Origin of the sequence: Pilimelia anulata, from assembly GCF_014647895.1 — a bacterium.
Classification (GTDB): domain Bacteria; phylum Actinomycetota; class Actinomycetes; order Mycobacteriales; family Micromonosporaceae; genus Pilimelia; species Pilimelia anulata.
In genome coordinates, this window is sequence record NZ_BMQB01000002.1 from 206,098 (window position 1) to 224,628 (window position 18,531).

An 18,531-nucleotide genomic window follows, 5' to 3' on the forward strand; every position below is an offset into this window, starting at 1 on the left:
GCCGACGTCAGTCCGCGTCCGCGCCGACCGGCTGCTCGCGGGCGGGCTTGCCCTCCTGGCCCGCCGGGCGGGCCGGCGCGCCGCCCGCGGGGCGGGGACCGGCGTTGCCGGCCTGGGCGGGCCGCGGGCCGTCCTCGGGCCGGCCGCCCGGCCGGGCGGCCGGACGCGGCTCCTCGGCGGGGCGTGGCCGCTCGGCCGGGCGGCCCGCGTCGGCCCGCGCCGGCTCGGCGCCGTTCGCCCGCGGCTGGTCGGCCGCGGGGGCGGTCCGGGCTGCCGGCGCGGTGCCGGGCTCGGCGCCCGCCCGCTGCTCGGCCTCGCGGACCCGGCCCATCGCCGCGGCCATCCGCTCCTCCAGGTGGGCGAGCCGCTGCTGCCCGGCGACGAGGTCCTTGCGGGTCTCGCCGGTGCGCTGCTCGACCTCCGCCAGCCGCTCGTGCGCGCGGGTCAGCTCGGCCTGCAGGCCGCCGATCCGCTCGCGGGCGCGCTGCATCTGGTCCTCGGCCTCGCCGCGGACCTTCACCGCGTACCCGTCCGCCTCGCTGCGCCGGTGGTTGATCTCCTGCTCGACCTTGGCCACCTGGCCGCGCAGCTCCTGCTCGGCCTGGCTGCGCCGGGCGGCGATCTCCTGCTCGAGCGCGGTCCGGCGCTTGGCCAGCTCCTGCTCGGCCTGCGTCCGCCGCTTGGTGAGGTCCTGCTCCAGCGCGGCCCGCTGCTGGGTGGTCTCCTGCTGGAGCTGCGCCCGGACGCTCTGCACGTGCGCCTCCAGTTCCGCCCGGGTGGTGCCGACCCGGGCGGTGGCGGCCTCGGTGAGCTGGTGGGCCTCGGCCCGCGCCGTACCGAGCACCCGCTCGGCCTCGGCCCCCGCCTCGGCGGTCAGCCGCTCGGCCGCCTCCCGGGTCTTGGCCGCCTCCCGGGCGGCCGCGGCGCGCAGCTCGTCGCACTGCCGCTGGACCTCGGCGACCTTGGCCTGGCGGGACTTCTCCCGCTCGGCGTCGACCTTGTCCTCCTCGGCCCGGCGGGCGGCCAGCGCGACCTCGAAGTCCCGGACGGCGGTCTGCGCTTTCTCCTGGGCGTCGCTGAGCGCCACGTCGGCGGCCCGGCGGAGCTGCTCGACCTCCCGGGCGGCCTCGGTGCGGAGCTGGTCGGCCTGCTCCTCGGCGAGCCCGAGGATCTGCTCGACCCGGGGGCCGAGGTGGCGGAACGAGACCTTCTCCGGGGTGGCGGCGCGGCGACGGGCCTCGACAAGTTCGTTCTGGAGCTGGTCGATCTGCCCGGCCATGGCCTGGACCTGGGCGTACGCCTGCTCGCACTCGGTGCTCAGGGTGGCCTTCTCGGCGTCCACCTGGGCGACGAAGCGCTCCACCTGGCGCCGGTCGTACCCGCGGAGGGCGAAGTCGAAGGCGGGCTCGGAGGCGCCGTCATCTAGGGGGAAGAACTCTGCGCCGTGCTGCACCATGCTCACATCTTTTCATGTGGCGGCCCGGCGCGCTGAGGATCACCACCCCGCGCCGGGCCGCCCGCTGGCTGAGTGCCAGCCCCCGCCGTGGCGCGGGACTAGCTGGTCTTCGCTGCCTGCTTGGGCGGCCGGGAGTCGCCGCCGGCGGCGACGCTCCCCGATTCTGCCGTGCCGGACTTGTCCGCGTCACCCTTCGGCGCCGACTTTGTCGCTGCGCCGTCGGCCGGCGCCCCGACCGTCGGCACGATACCGGCCAGCCCGGAGAGCATCTGACCCAGTTGGGCGGTGACGACCTCCTTCTGGCGGGTGAGGTCCTCCACCTCGCGGCGGGCGGCCTGCAGGGTGATCTCCGCCTCGGTCCGGGCCTCGCTCATCACCCGCTGGGACTCGGCCCGGGCCTCGGTGACGGTCTTGTCGGCGAGCGCCTTGGCCTTGTCCACGGTCTCGGCGGCGGTCCGCTCCGACTCCTGGCGGCGGGTCTCGGCCTTCTTCTCCGTCTCCTTCGCCCGCTCGTCGGCCGACCGGGCCCGGCCCTCGGCCTCGGCGACGAGCTTCTGGGTGGCGGCCACCTGGGCGGCGTGCCGCTGCGACTCCTCGTTCTCGGCCCGCTCGTTGCGCTCGGCGATCTCCAGCGCCAGCGCCTGCAGGTCCTTGTCCCGCTTCTCCCGCGCCTCGGCGAGGATCTTGCTGGCCTCGGCCCGCTTCTCCTCGGCCTCCCGGGACGCCTTGGCCCGCTGCTGGGTGACCTCGCGCTCGGCGGTGGCCCGCATGGTGGCGACCTCGCGCTCGGAGGTCGACTTCAGCTCGGCGACCTCGTGCGTGGTGACCGTCCGCAGTTGCTTGGTCTCGCGGTCGGCGTCGGCCCGCAGCGTGTCGGCCTCGCGCCGGGCCTGGACCCGGGTCTCGGCGGCCTCGCGCTCGGCGGCGGTGCGCAGGTTGCCGACCTCGCGCTCGATCGCGGCCTTCATGCCGGTGGACTCGGACCGGGCCTTGTCGGTGATCTCCCGGGCCTCCAGCTTGGCGGCCGACAGGATGCCCTCGGCCTCCCGCTTGGCCTCGGCCCGGTGGTCGTTGGCCTGCTCCTCGGCCAGCCGCAGGATCTGCTCGACGCGGGTGCCCAGCCCGGCCAGCGTCGGCCGGTTGTTCTCCTCGAGCTGCTTCTGGCTGTCGGCGAGCTTCTGCTCGACCGCGCCCACCCGCTGCTCGGTCTGGCGCAACCGGCGCTGGGCGTCGTTCATCCGCTGCTCGGCCTCGGCCCGCGCCTGCTTCGATTGGTCGAGCGCAGCGTTGAGCCGCTGCAGGTGGTTGTCGACCTGCTGCCGGTCATAGCCGCGCAGGACCACCGTGAAGTACTGGTCCTCGTTGCTGTTGTCGAAGAAGGCGATGGACGAATCCTGCTGGGCCATTGCCACATCGTCGCAGACGCCCCGGGGGGCTCCGCAAGAGTCGATAACGGGGCATTCATCGACAGTTGACAACCATCCGCCGACTGCCCCGGACCGGCGCGTTCGGCCAGCGCGAGCGCGGTTTGCGCCACCGTCGCCGGCGGCGCGCCGGGCGGTCGCGGCGCCGGCTGCCAGCGGCGCGCCGCCGCCGTCATCCACTCCGGACATTATCGGACGAAACATACTGTCCGTCCGGCGTGGTCCGCGCCCGCGCGGGCGGACCGCCGGTGCGCCTCCCCGCGCGCCGGCGGCGATGTCCACCGGCCGGGGTAGTCGGCGCGACAGGCGATCGGGTGTCGCGCCCCGCCGCCGGCCCGACCGCCGGCCGACCCGTCCATGGCCGACCCGCCCCACCGCCCGGCCCTGCCCGCTCGCCGACCCGGCTCGGCGAGCGGCCCGGCTCAGTGGCCGGCGGCCGGCTCCACCAGCTCGACCAGGACGCCGCCCGCGTCGGCCGGGTGGACGAAGTTGATCCGCGACCCGCCGGTCCCGCGCCGCGGCGCGTCGTAGAGCAGCCGCACGCCGCGGCCGCGCAGCACGGCGCAGGCCGCGTCGACGTCCGCCACGGTGTACGCGAGCTGCTGCAACCCCGGCCCGCGCCGGTCCAGGAACCGGGCGATCGTGCTCTCCGGCCCGAGCGGCGCGAGGAGCTGGACCGCCGTCGACCCGTCGCCGGCGGCGAGCATCGCCTCGGCCACGCCCTGCTCCTCGTTGACCTCGCGGTGCACGCAGCGCAGGCCGAGGACCCGCTCGTGGAAGTCGATGGCCGCATCGAGATCCGGTACGGCCAGGCCGACGTGGTCGACGCGCCGGATGCCGACGTCGGCCGGCAGCGGCGCCGGCGGCGGGGCGGGGTGCGGGTCGGGGTTCGCCATGGGGATAGTCTGGCTGAACCAGCGTTAGGGCGCGCCGCGACCCCGCCCCGGGTCGCCGCGGCGCCCACCCCGGGGCCACCGTGGCCGGTGGGGCGCGGATCGGGCAGTGCTTCGGAGGGTGGAGGACCATGACCTCGGTGATCGTTGGCGGCGCGCGGACCCCGATGGGTCGGCTGCTGGGCAACCTCAAGAGCTTCCCGGCCACCGAGCTGGGCGCGGTGGCGATCCGGGCCGCGCTGGCGCGCGCGGGCGTCCCGGCGGACCGCGTGCAGTACGTGATCATGGGTCAGGTGCTCCAGGCCGGCGCCGGCCAGATCCCGGCCCGGCAGGCGGCGATCAAGGCCGGCATCCCGATGGCCGTGCCGGCGTTGACGATCAACAAGGTCTGCCTGTCCGGCCTGGACGCGATCGCCCTGGCCGACCAGCTCATCCGCGCCGGCGAGGTCGACATCGTCGTGGCCGGCGGCATGGAGTCGATGACCAACGCCCCGCACCTGCTGCTCGGCCAGCGGACCGGGTACAAGTACGGCGACGTCACGGTCCGCGACCACATGGCCCTCGACGGCCTCACCGACGCGTACGACGGCATCTCGATGGGCGAGTCCACCGAGCGGACCGGCGCGAAGCTGAACATCAGCCGCCGGGCGCAGGACGAGTTCGCCGCCGCGAGCCACCAGCGCGCCGCCGCCGCGCAGAAGAACGGCCACTTCGCCGAGGAGATCGCCCCGGTGGAGATCCCGCAGCGCAAGGGCGACCCGGTCGTGGTGAGCGAGGACGAGGGCATCCGCCCGGACACCACCGCCGACGGCCTGGCCAAGCTGCGCCCGGCGTTCGCCGGGGACGGCACGATCACCGCCGGCAGCGCCTCGCCGATCTCCGACGGCGCCTGCGCGGTCGTGGTGATGCGCAAGGCGACCGCCGAGGAGCTGGGCCTGCCGTACCTGGCCGAGATCGTCGCCCACGGCAACGTCGCCGGCCCGGACAACTCCCTGCACCACCAGCCGGCCAACGCGATCGAGCACGCGCTGGGCAAGGCCGGCCTGGCGGTCGGCGACCTCGACGTGATCGAGATCAACGAGGCGTTCGCCGCGGTCGGCATCGCCTCGACCGCGCAGCTCGGCGTCGACCCGGAGCGGGTCAACCCGAACGGCGGCGCGATCGCCCTCGGCCACCCCATCGGCATGTCCGGCGCCCGGCTGGCGCTGACCCTGGCGCTGGAGCTGAAGCGCCGCGGCGGCGGCCTCGGCGCGGCGGCGCTGTGCGGCGGCGGCGGCCAGGGCGACGCCCTGCTGCTGCGGGTCCCGAACGCCTGAGGGGGACGCGGATGACCGGCTCGCTCCGGCGCTCCCGGGACATCGGGCGGCTCGTCGCGCTGGCGCGGGACGGTGACCCGCGCGCGGTCGCGCGGCTGCTCACCCTGGTGGAGAACGGCGACCCGCTGCTGCCGGAGATCGCCGGCGCGCTCGCCCCGCACGTGGGCGGCGCGCAGGTGATCGGGCTCACCGGGTCGCCCGGCGTGGGCAAGTCGACCACCACCAACGAGCTGGTCCGCGCGTTCCGCGAGCAGGGCCACCGGGTCGGCGTGCTGGCCGTCGACCCGTCCAGCCCGTTCACCGGCGGGGCAATCCTCGGCGACCGGGTCCGGATGCAGGACCACGCCACCGACGCCGGCGTCTACATCCGGTCGATGTCCAGCCGCGGGCACCTGGGCGGGCTGTCGGCGGCGACGCCGCAGGCCGTCCGGGTGCTGGAGGGCGCCGGCTGCGACGTCGTCCTGGTGGAGACCGTCGGCGTCGGGCAAGCCGAGGTCGAGGTGGCCAGCCTGGCCGACACGACGCTGGTGCTGCTCGCGCCGGGCATGGGCGACGCGATCCAGGCGGTCAAGGCCGGCATCCTGGAGATCGCCGACGTGTTCGTCATCAACAAGGCCGACCGGGACGGCGCCGACGCCACGTACCGGGACACCCAGGGCATGATCGCCCTCGGCGAGCGGTCGGCCGGCCAGTGGCGGCCGCTGGTGGTCCGCGCGGTCGCGCTGCGCGGCGAGGGCGTCGAGGACGTCGTCGCGGCGATCGGCAAGCACCGGGCGTGGCTGGTCGAGACCGGCGAGGCCGGCCGCCGCCGCGAGCGCCGGGCCGCCGCGGAGATCGAGGCGATCGCGCTGGGCACGCTGCGGGCGCGGATCGGCGGGCTGCGCCCGGGCGCGGGCCTGGAGGCGCTGGCCGCGGACGTGGCCGCGGGCCGGCTGGACCCGTACGCGGCGGCGGCCACCCTGCTGGACCGCCTCGGTCACTGACCGCGCATTCCACCGCACCGCACGTGTGTGCACACCCGGCTGTCAACTGTTTGACAGTTGCCAGTTATTTACCACTCATCGTTCACGGAGTGTATTCACGCGGCGGGATCCGGGGGTGCCGGCGGCGGCATCCTTGATTTGACAAATTTGCGTCGCCAAACCGACAAAGCGGTCCATGGATGGGCCATCCATGGACCGAGTGTTGTCATGCCGGTACGTTCCCACCCGCAGCGACGCGTTCACAGAAGACCGTGAATGCGGCCTGGCCAATGGTGCCCAATGGACCGTTTTCGGGTGCTGGACAACCGAATAACACGTGAATGCCGCCGCGGACGGTACCCGTACCGCCGCGGCGCACCCCGATCGGCGGCGCGCGCCATCCCCGGCTGCACCGGGACCGCCGCCGCTCGGCATCCCTCACACACCTTTCGTTCGAAGGACGGGACTGCATGCCCTCACACGGCCCGACGCGGGCGCTCACGCGCACCCCGCGTACCACCATCGTCCGCTTCTCCGTCGCCCTCGCCGCGGCCGCCGGCCTCGCCGCGGGCACCCTCGCCGCCCCGGCGGCGGCCCTCGCCGCCCCGGCGGCGCCGACCACCTCGCTCAGCGGCGCCGCCGGCCCGCTGGCGCCGGCGGCCCCCGCGACCGCGGCCGAGGATGGCACGGTGCTGCAGGTCAACCTCTGCAACAGCGGCTACGACGAGGACTGCTACGACAAGGGCAAGTCCGTGCCCGCCACCGTCGCGCTGGTCAAGGAGCTGAAGCCGGTCGCGCTGACGCTGAACGAGGCGTGCCGGTCCGACGTCGACACGCTGTTCAACGCCATGCGGACGACCCACCCCGGCCGGCACACGCACTGGGCGTTCGCCCCGATCAGCCGGGCGGACGGGCACCACATCACCTGCGCCACCGGCGGCCACTACGGCTCGGCCGTGATCGACACGCTGGCCGACATGACCAGCTACAACTCCTGGGCGTTCCCGTTCGACAAGCAGGCCGCCGGCGACGAGCGCCGGATCGCGCACTGCTCGCAGGTCGTCTCCCGCGAGGGCGGGTACTTCACCTGCGGCGTCCAGCTCGCGGCGAAGGACCGCAAGGTCGCCAACGCCCAGTGCAAGCAGCTCGTGGGGTCGATCATGGACCGGGTGGCCGGGAAGACCGACTACCCGATCATGGCCGCGGGCACGTTCAACCTCCGCGCCGACGGCATGGGCGACTGCCTGACCGACGTCGCCGACGACTACACCACCGCCGGCAAGGGCCTGCAGCACCTGGTCGCCTCCGAGGGCATCACCCTCGGCGACGTGGCCACGCACCCGATGTCCGGTACGGGGCTGCCCGGCATCTCCTTCGACGCCACCTTCGACGGGGACCGGCGCTGACCCGGCGGGCCACCGCCCGGTGATCGACCGCAGTGCCCCCGGCCGACGGCCGGGGGCACTGCGCCGGCCGCCGCCGGCCACCCCGAACGCGGCCCGCCCTGACTAGACTCGGGGCAAAGAGAAGGAGCCGTGCATGAACGCCGACGAGATCGCCGCTGGCCGGGCCCGCTGGCAGGCCCGCTACGACGCCGCACAGAAGCGGGACGCGGACTTCACCACGCTGTCCGGCATGGCGGTCGAGCCGCTGTATGGCCCGCCGGAGGGCGCCGACGTGCCGGGCTTCGACCGGATCGGCTGGCCGGGGGAGTACCCGTACACCCGCGGCCTGTACCCGACCGGCTACCGCGGCCGGCGCTGGACGATCCGGCAGTTCGCCGGCTTCGGCAATGCCCAGCAGACCAACGAGCGGTACAAGATGATCCTCGCCGCCGGCGGCGGCGGGCTGAGCGTCGCGTTCGACATGCCCACCCTGATGGGCCGCGACTCCGACGACCCGCACGCGCTCGGCGAGGTCGGCCACTGCGGCGTGGCCATCGACTCCGCCGCCGACATGGACGTGCTGTTCGACGGCATCGACCTGCAGGGCACCACCACGTCGATGACGATCTCCGGGCCGGCGGTGCCGGCCTTCTGCATGTACCTGGTCGCCGCCGAGCGGCAGGGCGCCGACATCACCAAGCTCGACGGCACGCTCCAGACCGACATCTTCAAGGAGTACATCGCGCAGAAGGAGTGGCTGTTCGCGCCCGAGCCGCACCTGCGCCTCATCGGCGACCTGATGGAGTACTGCGCCCGCAACATCCCGCGGTACAAGCCGCTGTCGGTCTCCGGGTACCACATCCGCGAGGCCGGGGCCACGGCCGCGCAGGAGCTGGCGTACACCCTCGCCGACGGCTTCGGGTACGTCGAGCTGGGCCTGTCCCGCGGCCTGGACGTCAACGTCTTCGCCCCCGGCCTGAGCTTCTTCTTCGACTCGCACGTGGACTTCTTCGAGGAGATCGCGAAGTTCCGCGCCGCCCGCCGGATCTGGGCCCGCTGGCTGAAGGAGAAGTACGGCGCCACCAGCGAGAAGGCCCTCTGGCTGCGCTTCCACACCCAGACCGCCGGCGTCTCGCTGACCGCGCAGCAGCCGGTCAACAACGTCGTCCGGACCGCGGTCGAGGCGCTCGCCGCCGTCCTCGGCGGCACCAACTCGCTGCACACCAACGCCCTGGACGAGACGCTGGCCCTGCCGACCGACGAGTCCGCCGAGATCGCCCTGCGCACCCAGCAGGTGCTGATGGAGGAGACCGGCGTCACCAACGTCGCCGACCCGCTCGGCGGCTCCTGGTACGTCGAGGCGCTCACCGACCGGATCGAGGCCGAGGCCGAGGCCATCTTCGCCAAGATCCGCTCGCTGGGCAGCGACGGCAGCATCACGCAGGGCATCCTGCGCGGCATCGAGGACGGGTACTTCACCGGCCAGATCGCCGACTCCGCCTTCACCCACCAGCAGGCGTTGGAGAAGGGCGACAAGCGGATCGTCGGCGTGAACTGCCACACCACCACCGTCGCCAAGGACCTGGAGATCCTGCGCATCTCGCACGAGGTCGAGCTGGTCCAGAAGGAGCTGCTCGGCAAGCGCAAGGCCGCCCGCGACGGCGCCGCCGTCCGGGCCGCGCTGGCCGCGCTGGTCGAGGTCTCCCGGGGTACGGGCAACATGATCCCGGCCATGCTCGACGCCGCCCGGGCCGAGGCGTCCATGGGCGAGATCTGCGACGCGCTGCGGGGCGAGTGGGGGGTGTACCGCGAGCCCGCCCGCTTCTGACACCCGCCGGGTGCCGACCCCGGAACCGCGCCACGCCGTGCCAGACTGGACAACCATGAGCGACCCACGTACCTCCCCATCGATCTTCACCCGCGGCGCGGTCGACCTCAGCGCCCTGCGGCGGCCGGCGACGCCCCCGCCGGCCGCGCCCGCGGCCCCCCGCCCCGGCGCCGCCGGCGCGGCCGTCATCGATGTCACCGAGGCCACCTTCCAGGCCGAGGTGCTCGAACGCTCGCTGACCACCCCGGTCGTCGTCGACTTCTGGGCCGAGTGGTGCGAGCCGTGCAAGCAGCTCTCCCCGGTCCTGGAGAAGCTCGCCGTCGAGGCCGGCGGCGACTGGGTGCTGGCCAAGGTCGACGTCGACGCCAACCCGCGGCTGGCCCAGCTCTTCCGGATCCAGGGCATCCCCATGGTCATCGGCATCGTCGGCGGCCAGCCGGTCGACGCGTTCTCCGGGGTGGTGCCCGAGGCGCAGCTCCGGCAGTGGCTCGGCGCGCTGCTCAAGGCCGGCGGCGTCGAGGTCGAGGAGCCCGTCGACCCGCGGCTGGACGCCGCCGACGACGCGCTCACCACCGGCGACCTGGACGAGGCCGAGGCGGCGTACCGGCGGATCCTCAACGAGACGCCGAACGACCCGGCCGCGCTCGCCGGGCTGGCCCAGGTCGAGCTGACCCGGCGGGTCGTCGGGGTCGGCGACCCGGCCGCGGCCATCGCCGCCGCCGACGCCGCGCCGGCGGACGTCGCCGCCCAACTCGTCGCCGCCGACGTCGAGGTGCTCTCCGGCCTCGCCGAGCGCGGGTACGCCCGGCTCGTCGCGCTGGTCCGGCGGACCGCCGGCGAGCAGCGCGAGGCGGTCCGGGAGCGGCTCGTCGCCCTGTTCGCCGTCGCCGCGCCGGACGACCCCGCCGTCGCCGCGGCCCGCCGCGCGCTCGCCAGCGCGCTGTTCTGAGCGGGGCGGCGGTGCGTCGGATCGCGGTGCTCGACGCGCCGTCCAACCTGGGCCTGCGGCCCCCCACGGCGGCCTCGGTGCCCGGCTGCGCCAAGGCGCCGGGGGCGCTGCGCGACCACGACCTGCTGGCCCGGCTCGGCGCCCGCGACGCCGGCTGCCTCACCCCGCCCCGGTACGACCCCGGCGACTGGCGGCCCGGCGACGGCGCCGCGCACGCCCCGCAGCTCGCCGGGTACACCCGCCGGCTCGCCGAGCGGATCGGCGCGATCGTCGACGCGGACGAGTTCCCGCTCGTCCTCGGCGGCGACTGCGCGATCCTGCTCGGCGCCGCGCTGGCCATGCACCGGCTCGGCGAGGCGGTCGGCGGCCGGGTCGGGCTGATCTACCTCGACGCCCACTCCGACTTCCGGCACCCCGGCAACGCCGCGTACGTGGGGGCCGCCGCCGGCGAGGTGCTCGCCCTGGCCACCGGGCGGGGGCAGGGCGACCTGGCGGCGATCGAGGGCCGCCGGCCGTACTTCCGGGACGTGGACGTCGCCGTCCTCGGCCTGCGCGCGCACGACGACTACCGGCTGGACCTGCAGGCCGCCGGGATCGTGCACCGGCAGGTGCCGCAGTTGCGGACCGAGGGCGCGGCGCGCAGCGCCCAGTGGGCGCGCGAGCAGCTCGCCGACTGCGCCGGGTACTGGCTGCACGTCGACGTGGACGTCCTCGACCCGGCGGTGATGCCGGCGGTGGACGCGCCGGAGCCGGGCGGGATCGCGCTGGCCGAACTGGAGTCGCTGCTGGTCGGGCTGGTGGACACGCCGCACTGCCTGGGCATGCAGCTCACGGTCTTCGACCCGGACTACGACGCCGACGGCGACCACGCCAGCGAGCTGGTCACCACGCTGTCCGCCGGCCTGGCCTCGCTGCGCCCGGCGCTGCCGACCCAGCCGGCCGCGCCGCCGGCGACCACCCCGGCCACGGCCGGCTGACCCCGGCCACGGCCGGCGGTCAGCGGCGCGGGGCCGTCGCGGTCAGGAACCGGGCCGCGATCGGCACCGCCGTCGCCCCGCTGCCGCCGCCCTGCTCCACGAACACCGCGATCGCCACGTCCCCGCGCCAGCCGACGAACCAGGCGTGGGTGTGCGCCGGGTTGTTGTCGTACTCCGCGGTCCCCGTCTTGCCGTACACCGGGCCGCCGGGCACCCCGGCCAGCGCGGTCGCCGTGCCGGCGGTGACCACCTCGCGCATCATGTCGTGCAGCGCCCGGATCGACGTGGCCGACAGCGGCGCGGCCTCGCCGGTCGGCGGCGGGGCCGCCGGCGGCGGCGCGGTGGTGCCGGCGGCCGACGCGCCCGCGGTCGGCGCGGCCGGGGTCTGCGGCGCCGCGTTGTTCGGCAGCGGGTCCAGGACCAGGCCCGGCGTGCGCCACCGCCCGCGCGCCACGGCCGCCGTGGCCGCCGCCATCGCCAGCGGGCTGACCACCGTCCGGCCCTGGCCGAACGCCGCGGCGGCCCGCTCGGCGGCGTCACCGTCGCGGGAGACGGTGCCGGTGTCGGCCTCCAGGCCGACGTCCCAGCGGGCGCCCACCCCGACCCGGGCGGCGGCGTCGGCGAGGCCGGCGGCGCCGAGCTTCGGGGCCAGGGCGGCGAACGCCGTGTTGCACGACTTCGCGAAGTCGACCCGGAACGGCACGGTACCGAGGGCGAAGTTGTTGGCGTTGCGGAACGACCGCCCGCCGGCGCTGGCCGTGCGCGGGCAGGCCACGGGCGTGGCCGGGGTGACCGCGCCGCTGTCCAGCAGGCCCAGCGCGCTGATCATCTTGAACGTCGAGCCCGGCGGCACCCGAGCGGTGAAGGCCAGGTTCACCGCGCCGCCGTCGGGCCCGTTCGCGGCGGCGAGCACGGCCCCGTCGGTCACCCGGACCGCGACCAGCGCGCCGCGCTGCTTCACCCCGGCGAGCGCCGCGTCGGCGGCGCCCTGCACCCGCGGGTCGAGCGTGGTCTTCACCGGCTGCCCGGCGGCCGGCTCGACGGTGTGCAGGTCGCGCGCCTGCGGCGTGCCGTCCGGGGTCTTGCTGACCGCGACGACCCGCTGGCCGGGGGTGCCCCGCAGCCGGTCCTCGTACCGGCCCTGCAGGCCGCCGTGCCCCACCTGGTCGCCGATCTCGTACGCGTCCGGCCGGGCCACCATGTCGTCGCGCTGCACGGGGTCGACGGTGCCGAGCAGGGCGCGGGCGAAGGTCCGGCTCGGGGCGAGCTGCCGCTGCTCCTCCCGGAACACCGTGCCGGGCAGCGGCTGGAGCCGGGCCCGGGCCTTCTCGTAGTCGGCCTTGCGCAGCGTGACGACCTCGACGAACGCCCCCTTGTCGGCCTTCGCCAGCTCGGCCGGCAGCTTCGCCAGGTCGACGCTCGTGCCGGCGGCCCGCAGCGCCGCGGTCAGCGCCGGCACCAGCTTCTTCACGTCGGTCACCCGGCCGGGCTCGACGCCGACGACCACGACCGGCCGGGCGGTGACCAGCGGCTGCCCGGCGGCGTCGAGGATCGCGCCGCGCGCGGCGGCGCTGCGCCGGACCCCCAGCGACTCGCCCTCGACCAGCCCCGGGTGGACGACGGCCGGGCTCCAGATCACCGCCCAGTCGTCGTTCTTCCGGTTGACCTGAACGGTCGTGGCGTACTTCCAGTGCGCCCCGCCGGGCAACTGCCAGTCCACACTGACGGGGACGTCGGCGGCGTCCTCGTTGCGCCGCGGCTCGCCCGCGGTCAGGGTCGGCGGGGACGTGCGCAGCTCGCCGGCGAGCGCGGCGAGCTGGGTGGCGACGTCGCCGGCGGCGACCTTGCTGCCGTCGGGCCGGATGAAGGCCACCCGGTCCAGCTTGCCGGCCCGCCAGCCGGCGAGGAAGGCGCCGGCCGCGTCGGCCGGGCCGTCGTCGCCGCAGCCGGCGAGCAGCGCCAGCGCCGGCAGCGCCGCGGCGGCGAGCGCCGTTGCGCGCCGGAGTGCGCCGGATGGGCGGTTCGGGGCGGGCGGGCACGGTGCGGCGGCGTGGAATCGCCGGGCCTGGCGCATGTGTTCACTCCTCGGACTCGGACGCCCCCATTGTCCGACATGCGGGCCACCCGGCGCTGTACCACACTCTGTCCGGGGGCCCGGCTCCCCGTGCCGTGTCCCGTGGTGGCTGCGAACGGGGCGCGGCGAGGTCCTAGGCTGTGGGGGGATTCTCCGGTCGGACGGCGGGTGCCGTCGTCCTTTTTCCGGGTCCCGCACGGGTCATCGGCGTCCCGTACGGGTCATCGGCATCCTGCATGGGTCATCTGCCGCGCGGCGCGCCGCGCGGGGGCGAGGGGAGTGGGCGGTACATGGAGCGGCACGCGGACGCGAGCGCGGTCACCCGGGTCGACACGGCGCCGCCGCCGGGGGCCGACGACGACCGGCTGCCCGCCCCGCCGAGCGCCGAGCAGCTCATCGCCGCGGCCGTGGCCGACGCCACCGACGCCGCCGAGCGGGCGCTGGTCGCCCGGTACTGGATGTTCGCCCCGGACGAGGACCTCGCCGGCCGTACGGCGGCCCAGTTGCTCGCGGCGGTCCGGCAGCACGCGGCGCTGGCCGCGCAGCGGGTGCCCGGCGAGCTGAAGCTGCGGATCGGCGAGCCGGTCCCCGGTGACCACCACACGGTGATCGAGGTCGCCACCGACGACATGCCGTTCCTGGTCGACTCGGTGACCGCGGCGATCGCGGCGCAGCACCTCAACGTCCGGCTGATGGTCCACCCGCTGCTGGTGGTGCGCCGGGAGCCGCTGGGCCGGCTGGTGGAGATCGCCGCGGACCGGGAGCCGGACGAGGCGGGCGCCGGCGAGGCGGTCGAGAGCTGGATCCGGATCGAGATCGACATCGTCCGGGACGCCGCCACCCGGGACCTGCTGCAGAAGGCGCTCCAGCGGGTGCTCACCGACGTGCGCGAGGCGGTCGAGGACTGGCCGCGGATGCAGCGCCGGGCGCTGGACCTGGCCGACGAGCTGAGCCGGGCCCAGCTCCCGGTGCCGGACAAGGACATCACCGACTCGATCGACCTGCTGCGCTGGCTGGTCGACGACAACTTCACCTTCCTCGGCTACCGCGAGTACCGGCTGATCGGGGCCAAGGGCGCGGACGAGACCGCGCCCGAGCTGATGCTGGAGGCGGTCCTCGGCACCGGCCTGGGCATCCTGCGCTCGGAGCCGCCGGCGGCGCGGCTGCTGTCGTCGATGACCCCCGAGGCGTACGCCAAGGCGCTCGAGCGGCGGCTGCTGACGATCACCAAGGCCAACTCGCGGGCGACCGTGCACCGCAACGCGTACCTGGACTACATCGGGTTCAAGGTCTTCGACGACTCCGGCGCGGTGGTGGGGGAGCGGCGGTTCCTCGGCCTGTTCTCCTCCTCGGCGTACCTGACCAGCGTGCGCGAGCTGCCGGTGGTCAAGCGGAAGGTCGCCGAGGTGCTGGAGCGCTCCGGCCTGTCCGCCCGCAGCCACTCCGGCCGCGACCTGGTCGACATCCTGGAGAGCTACCCGCGCGACGAGCTGTTCCACAGCCGGACCGACGAGCTGTTCCACACGGTCATGGGCGTGCTGCGGATGGCGGGCCGGCGGCAGCTCCGGCTGTTCCTGCGCCGGGACGACTACGGCCGGTTCATCTCCTGCCTGATCTTCCTACCGCGGGACCGGTTCACCACCGCCAACCGGCTGCGGATGCAGGCGATCCTGCTCCGCGAGCTGAACGGCGTCGGCGTCGACTACACCACCCGGGTGAGCGAGTCGGTGCTGGCCCGGGTGCACTTCATCGTCCGGACCGACCCGGCGAACCCGCCCCGCGACATCGACGTGCCGACGCTGGCCGAGCTGCTGAACACCGCCACCCGGGCGTGGGAGGACGACTTCCGGATCGGGCTGGAGACGAAGTTCGGCGAGAGCCAGGCGCGGGCGCTGTTCGACAAGTACGCGCCGGCGCTGACCGAGTCGTACAAGGACGAGCACACCACGTTCGAGGCGTGCCAGGACATGGCGAAGCTGGAGCTGCTGGAGGATCCCGGCCAGCTCGAACTGCACCTGTTCCGCAAGCGCAAGGACGACGACGACGTCCGGTTCAAGGTCTTCCGGTACGGCGAGCCGATGCTGCTCTCGGCGGTCCTGCCGGTGCTGCACTCGCTCGGCGTGCAGGTGGTCGACGAGCACCCGTTCGAGGTCCGCCGGGCCGACGGCACCGTGTACCTCTACGACTTCGGCCTGACCCTGCCGGCCGGGCACCGGGCGCTGACCGAGGTCCGGGCGCACGTGGAGAACGCGTTCTCGGCCACCTGGCGCGGCGAGGCCGAGGTGGACGGCTTCAACGAGCTGGTGCTGCGGGCCGGGCTGACCTGGCGGCAGGTCGTGGTCCTGCGCGCGTACGCGAAGTACCTGCGGCAGGCCGGGACGGTCTTCTCGCAGGAGTACATGGAGCAGACGTTCATTGCGTACCCGCAGGTGGCGCGGCTGCTGGTCCGGCTGTTCGAGGCCCGGTTCTCGCCGGCGGTGAACGCCCCGGCCGGGCGCGAGCACCTGGCCCGCGACATCACCACGGCGATCGGGCTGGAGCTGGAGGGCGTCACCAGCCTGGACCAGGACCGGATCCTGCGCTCGTACCTGACGCTGATCCAGGCCACCCTGCGGACCAGCTTCTTCCAGCGGGCCTCGACCGCCGACGGCGGGCGGCCCAAGCCGTACGTGTCGTTCAAGCTGGACCCGACGGCGATCCCGGACCTGCCGGCGCCGCGGCCGAAGTTCGAGATCTTCGTGTACTCGCCGCGGTTCGAGGGCGTGCACCTGCGCTTCGGCTCGGTGGCCCGCGGCGGCCTGCGCTGGTCGGACCGCCGGGAGGACTTCCGGACCGAGGTCCTCGGGCTGGTCAAGGCCCAGATGGTGAAGAACGCCGTGATCGTGCCGGTGGGCGCCAAGGGCGGCTTCGTGCTGAAGCAGAAGCCGGGCGACCGGGACGAGGCGGTGCTCTGCTACCGGATGTTCATCGCCGCGCTGCTGGACATCACCGACAACATCGTGGCCGGGCAGGTCGTGCCGCCGCCGGACGTGGTCCGGCACGACAGCGACGACCCGTACCTGGTGGTCGCCGCCGACAAGGGCACCGCCACGTTCTCCGACATCGCCAACGAGATCAGCGGCAACTACGGCTTCTGGCTGGGCGACGCGTTCGCCTCCGGCGGCTCGGCCGGGTACGACCACAAGGGCATGGGCATCACCGCCCGCGGCGCCTGGGAGTCGGTCAAGCGGCACTTCCGCGACCTGGGCGTGGACACCCAGACGCAGAACTTCACCGTCGTCGGCGTCGGCGACATGTCCGGCGACGTGTTCGGCAACGGCATGCTGCTGAGCGAGCACATCCGGCTGGTGGCCGCGTTCGACCACCGGCACATCTTCATCGACCCGGACCCGGACGCCGCCACCTCATACGCCGAGCGGCAGCGGATGTTCGCCCTGCCCCGCTCGTCCTGGGCCGACTACGACCCGGCGCTGATCTCGGCCGGCGGCGGGATCTTCCCGCGGACGGCCAAGTCGATCGACCTCACCCCGGAGATCCGCGCCGCGCTGCACCTGGACGCGGCCGTCGAGGCGCTGACCCCGTCGGAGCTGATGCGGGCGATCCTGCAGGCCCCGGTGGACCTGCTGTGGAACGGCGGCATCGGCACGTACGTCAAGGCCACCGGCGAGACCCACCTGGAGGTCGGCGACAAGGCCAACGACGCGATCCGGCTCAACGGCGCCCAGCTCCGGGCCCGGGTCGTCGGCGAGGGCGGCAACCTCGGCCTGACCCAGCGCGGCCGGATCGAGTTCGCCGACCACGGCGGCCGGATCTTCACCGACTTCATCGACAACTCCGCCGGCGTGGACTGCTCCGACCACGAGGTCAACATCAAGATCCTGCTCGGCGGCGCGGTCGCCGACGGGACGATGACCCTGGCCGAGCGCGACGCCCTGCTGGCCGAGATGACCGACGAGGTCGCCGACCTGGTCCTGCAGGACAACTACGACCAGGCCCGGGCGCTCGGCAACGCGGGCGCGCAGGCGCTGTCGCTGCTGCCGGTGCACCGCCGGATGATCATCGACCTGGAGCGGTCCGGGCACATCGACCGCGCCCTGGAGGCCCTGCCGACGGACGCCGACCTGCAGGTCCGCGGCGAGAGCGGCCGCGGCCTGAGCATGCCGGAGTTCGCGGTCCTGCTGGCGTTCGTCAAGATCGCGATGGAGGAGGAGATCCTCGCCTCCGAGCTGCCCGACGACCCCTGGACCACCGACATCCTCGTCGACTACTTCCCGACCCCGCTGCGCAAGCGGTTCGCCGACCGGATGGCCGGCCACCGGCTGCGCCGCGAGATCATCACCACGTCGCTGGTCAACGAGGTGGTCAACCGCGGCGGCACCTCGTTCGTCTACCGGGCCACCGAGGAGACCGGCGCGTCGGTCGCCGACGTGCTGCGGGCGTACGTGGTCGTGCGCGAGGTGTTCGGCTTCCGCGACCTGTGGCAGACCGTCGAGGAGCTGGACAACAAGCTGCCCACCGACGCGCAGACGCTGATCTACCTGGAGTCGCGGCGGCTGCTCGACCGGGCCGTGCGCTGGCTGGTCAGCTCCCGGCCGTCGCCGCTGGACGTACCGAGCGAGATCGCCCGGCTGCGCCCCGGCGTGGCCGACCTGCTGCCCCGGGTGGCCGCGCTGTTCCACGGCGCCGAGCAGGAGGCGCTGCACCGGCACGTGACCAAGCTGGCCGCGTCGGACGTGCCGCAGGACCTGGCCGAGCGGGCCACCCGGATGGTGTACAGCTTCGGCCTGCTCGACGTCGTGGAGATCGCGGCGAAGGGCGGGCACGAGGTCGGCGAGGTCGCCGGGGTGTACTTCGTGCTCTCCGAGCGGTTCCGGGTGGACGACCTGCTGTCCCGGATCTCCCGGCTGCCCCGGCACGACCGGTGGCAGACGCTGGCCCGGATGGCGCTGCGCTACGACCTGTACGCGGCGCTCGCCGGACTGACCAACGAGGTGCTGGTCGGTACGGAGTCCGGCCTGTCGCCGGCGGACCGGGTGCGGCGCTGGGAGCAGGACAACGCGACGGCGATCGCCCGGGCCCGGGCGGCGGTCAGCGAGTTCGGCGAGTCGCCGGCGGACCTGGCGGCGCTGTCGGTGCTGCTGCGGCAGATCCGCACGCTCGTCCGCACCTCCCGCGCCTCCTGACCCACCCTTACGCGATCCCGCGCGACGGGAACCGCCCGGCCGACGCACACGGTGGCCGGGCGGTTCGCGAAACGACCCCGCGCC

General features: G+C 74.6%; 10 protein-coding genes and 1 pseudogene. 7 read left to right on the forward strand and 4 right to left on the reverse strand.

What is annotated here, in order from left to right:
• Positions 1–7 precede the first annotated feature (7 nt).
• The 3 genes from IEY94_RS05730 to mce form a co-directional block, all read right to left on the reverse strand.
• Complete coding sequence (locus tag IEY94_RS05730) at positions 8–1,456, reverse strand: hypothetical protein (protein ID WP_189168996.1); 1,449 nt, start codon at positions 1,454–1,456, stop codon at positions 8–10.
• Positions 1,457–1,554: 98 nt separating this feature from the next.
• Positions 1,555–2,862: a coiled-coil domain-containing protein gene (locus tag IEY94_RS05735; RefSeq protein ID WP_189168997.1), complete on the reverse strand. Its 1,308-nt coding sequence runs from the start codon at positions 2,860–2,862 to the stop codon at positions 1,555–1,557.
• 440 nt (positions 2,863–3,302) lie between these two features.
• A complete protein-coding gene (mce, locus tag IEY94_RS05740) occupies positions 3,303–3,776 on the reverse strand; it encodes a methylmalonyl-CoA epimerase (RefSeq protein WP_189168998.1) in 474 nt (157 codons plus the stop codon).
• A 128-nt stretch (positions 3,777–3,904) separates the two neighbouring features.
• Between mce and IEY94_RS05745 the strand changes: the two genes are divergently transcribed.
• The 6 genes and pseudogenes from IEY94_RS05745 to IEY94_RS05770 form a co-directional block, all read left to right on the forward strand.
• Positions 3,905–5,089 carry an acetyl-CoA C-acetyltransferase gene (locus IEY94_RS05745; protein ID WP_189168999.1) on the forward strand — a complete coding sequence of 395 codons (1,185 nt, stop codon included), beginning with the start codon at positions 3,905–3,907 and terminating at the stop codon, positions 5,087–5,089.
• Positions 5,090–5,100: 11 nt separating this feature from the next.
• The gene (gene meaB, locus IEY94_RS05750; protein ID WP_189169000.1) at positions 5,101–6,072 is read left to right on the forward strand and encodes a methylmalonyl Co-A mutase-associated GTPase MeaB; all 972 of its coding nucleotides are present in this window, start codon (positions 5,101–5,103) and stop codon (positions 6,070–6,072) included.
• A gap of 449 nt (positions 6,073–6,521) precedes the next feature.
• Positions 6,522–7,457, forward strand: coding sequence for a hypothetical protein (locus IEY94_RS05755; RefSeq protein WP_189169001.1), 936 nt, complete (start codon positions 6,522–6,524; stop codon positions 7,455–7,457).
• 133 nt (positions 7,458–7,590) lie between these two features.
• Complete coding sequence (gene icmA, locus IEY94_RS05760) at positions 7,591–9,264, forward strand: coenzyme B12-dependent isobutyryl-CoA mutase large subunit (protein ID WP_189169002.1); 1,674 nt, start codon at positions 7,591–7,593, stop codon at positions 9,262–9,264.
• Between the two features lie 55 nt (positions 9,265–9,319).
• A complete protein-coding gene (locus tag IEY94_RS05765; RefSeq protein ID WP_189169003.1) occupies positions 9,320–10,213 on the forward strand; it encodes a tetratricopeptide repeat protein in 894 nt (297 codons plus the stop codon).
• A pseudogene (locus IEY94_RS05770) lies at positions 10,210–11,189 on the forward strand (arginase family protein); the annotation flags it as partial. The gene IEY94_RS05765 and the pseudogene IEY94_RS05770, both read left to right, overlap by 4 nt.
• A gap of 20 nt (positions 11,190–11,209) precedes the next feature.
• Here the strand turns inward: IEY94_RS05770 and IEY94_RS23320 are convergent.
• Positions 11,210–13,264 (reverse strand): penicillin-binding transpeptidase domain-containing protein, encoded by a 2,055-nt coding sequence (locus IEY94_RS23320; RefSeq protein ID WP_229783359.1) that lies wholly within the window; start codon positions 13,262–13,264, stop codon positions 11,210–11,212.
• 290 nt (positions 13,265–13,554) lie between these two features.
• Here IEY94_RS23320 and IEY94_RS05775 point away from each other — a divergent pair, with 290 nt between their 5' ends.
• A complete protein-coding gene (locus IEY94_RS05775; protein WP_229783360.1) occupies positions 13,555–18,447 on the forward strand; it encodes an NAD-glutamate dehydrogenase in 4,893 nt (1,630 codons plus the stop codon).
• Positions 18,448–18,531: the final 84 nt, after the last annotated feature.

Coding starts and splice junctions, on each gene's coding strand:
- IEY94_RS05775 (WP_229783360.1), top strand. CDS start 13,555: ATGGAGCGGCACGCGGACGCGAGCGCGGTCACCCGGGTCGACACGGCG.
- IEY94_RS05735 (WP_189168997.1), bottom strand. CDS start 2,862: ATGGCCCAGCAGGATTCGTCCATCGCCTTCTTCGACAACAGCAACGAG.
- icmA (WP_189169002.1), top strand. CDS start 7,591: ATGAACGCCGACGAGATCGCCGCTGGCCGGGCCCGCTGGCAGGCCCGC.
- IEY94_RS05745 (WP_189168999.1), top strand. CDS start 3,905: ATGACCTCGGTGATCGTTGGCGGCGCGCGGACCCCGATGGGTCGGCTG.
- IEY94_RS05730 (WP_189168996.1), bottom strand. CDS start 1,456: ATGGTGCAGCACGGCGCAGAGTTCTTCCCCCTAGATGACGGCGCCTCC.
- IEY94_RS05765 (WP_189169003.1), top strand. CDS start 9,320: ATGAGCGACCCACGTACCTCCCCATCGATCTTCACCCGCGGCGCGGTC.
- IEY94_RS23320 (WP_229783359.1), bottom strand. CDS start 13,264: ATGCGCCAGGCCCGGCGATTCCACGCCGCCGCACCGTGCCCGCCCGCC.
- mce (WP_189168998.1), bottom strand. CDS start 3,776: ATGGCGAACCCCGACCCGCACCCCGCCCCGCCGCCGGCGCCGCTGCCG.
- IEY94_RS05755 (WP_189169001.1), top strand. CDS start 6,522: ATGCCCTCACACGGCCCGACGCGGGCGCTCACGCGCACCCCGCGTACC.
- meaB (WP_189169000.1), top strand. CDS start 5,101: ATGACCGGCTCGCTCCGGCGCTCCCGGGACATCGGGCGGCTCGTCGCG.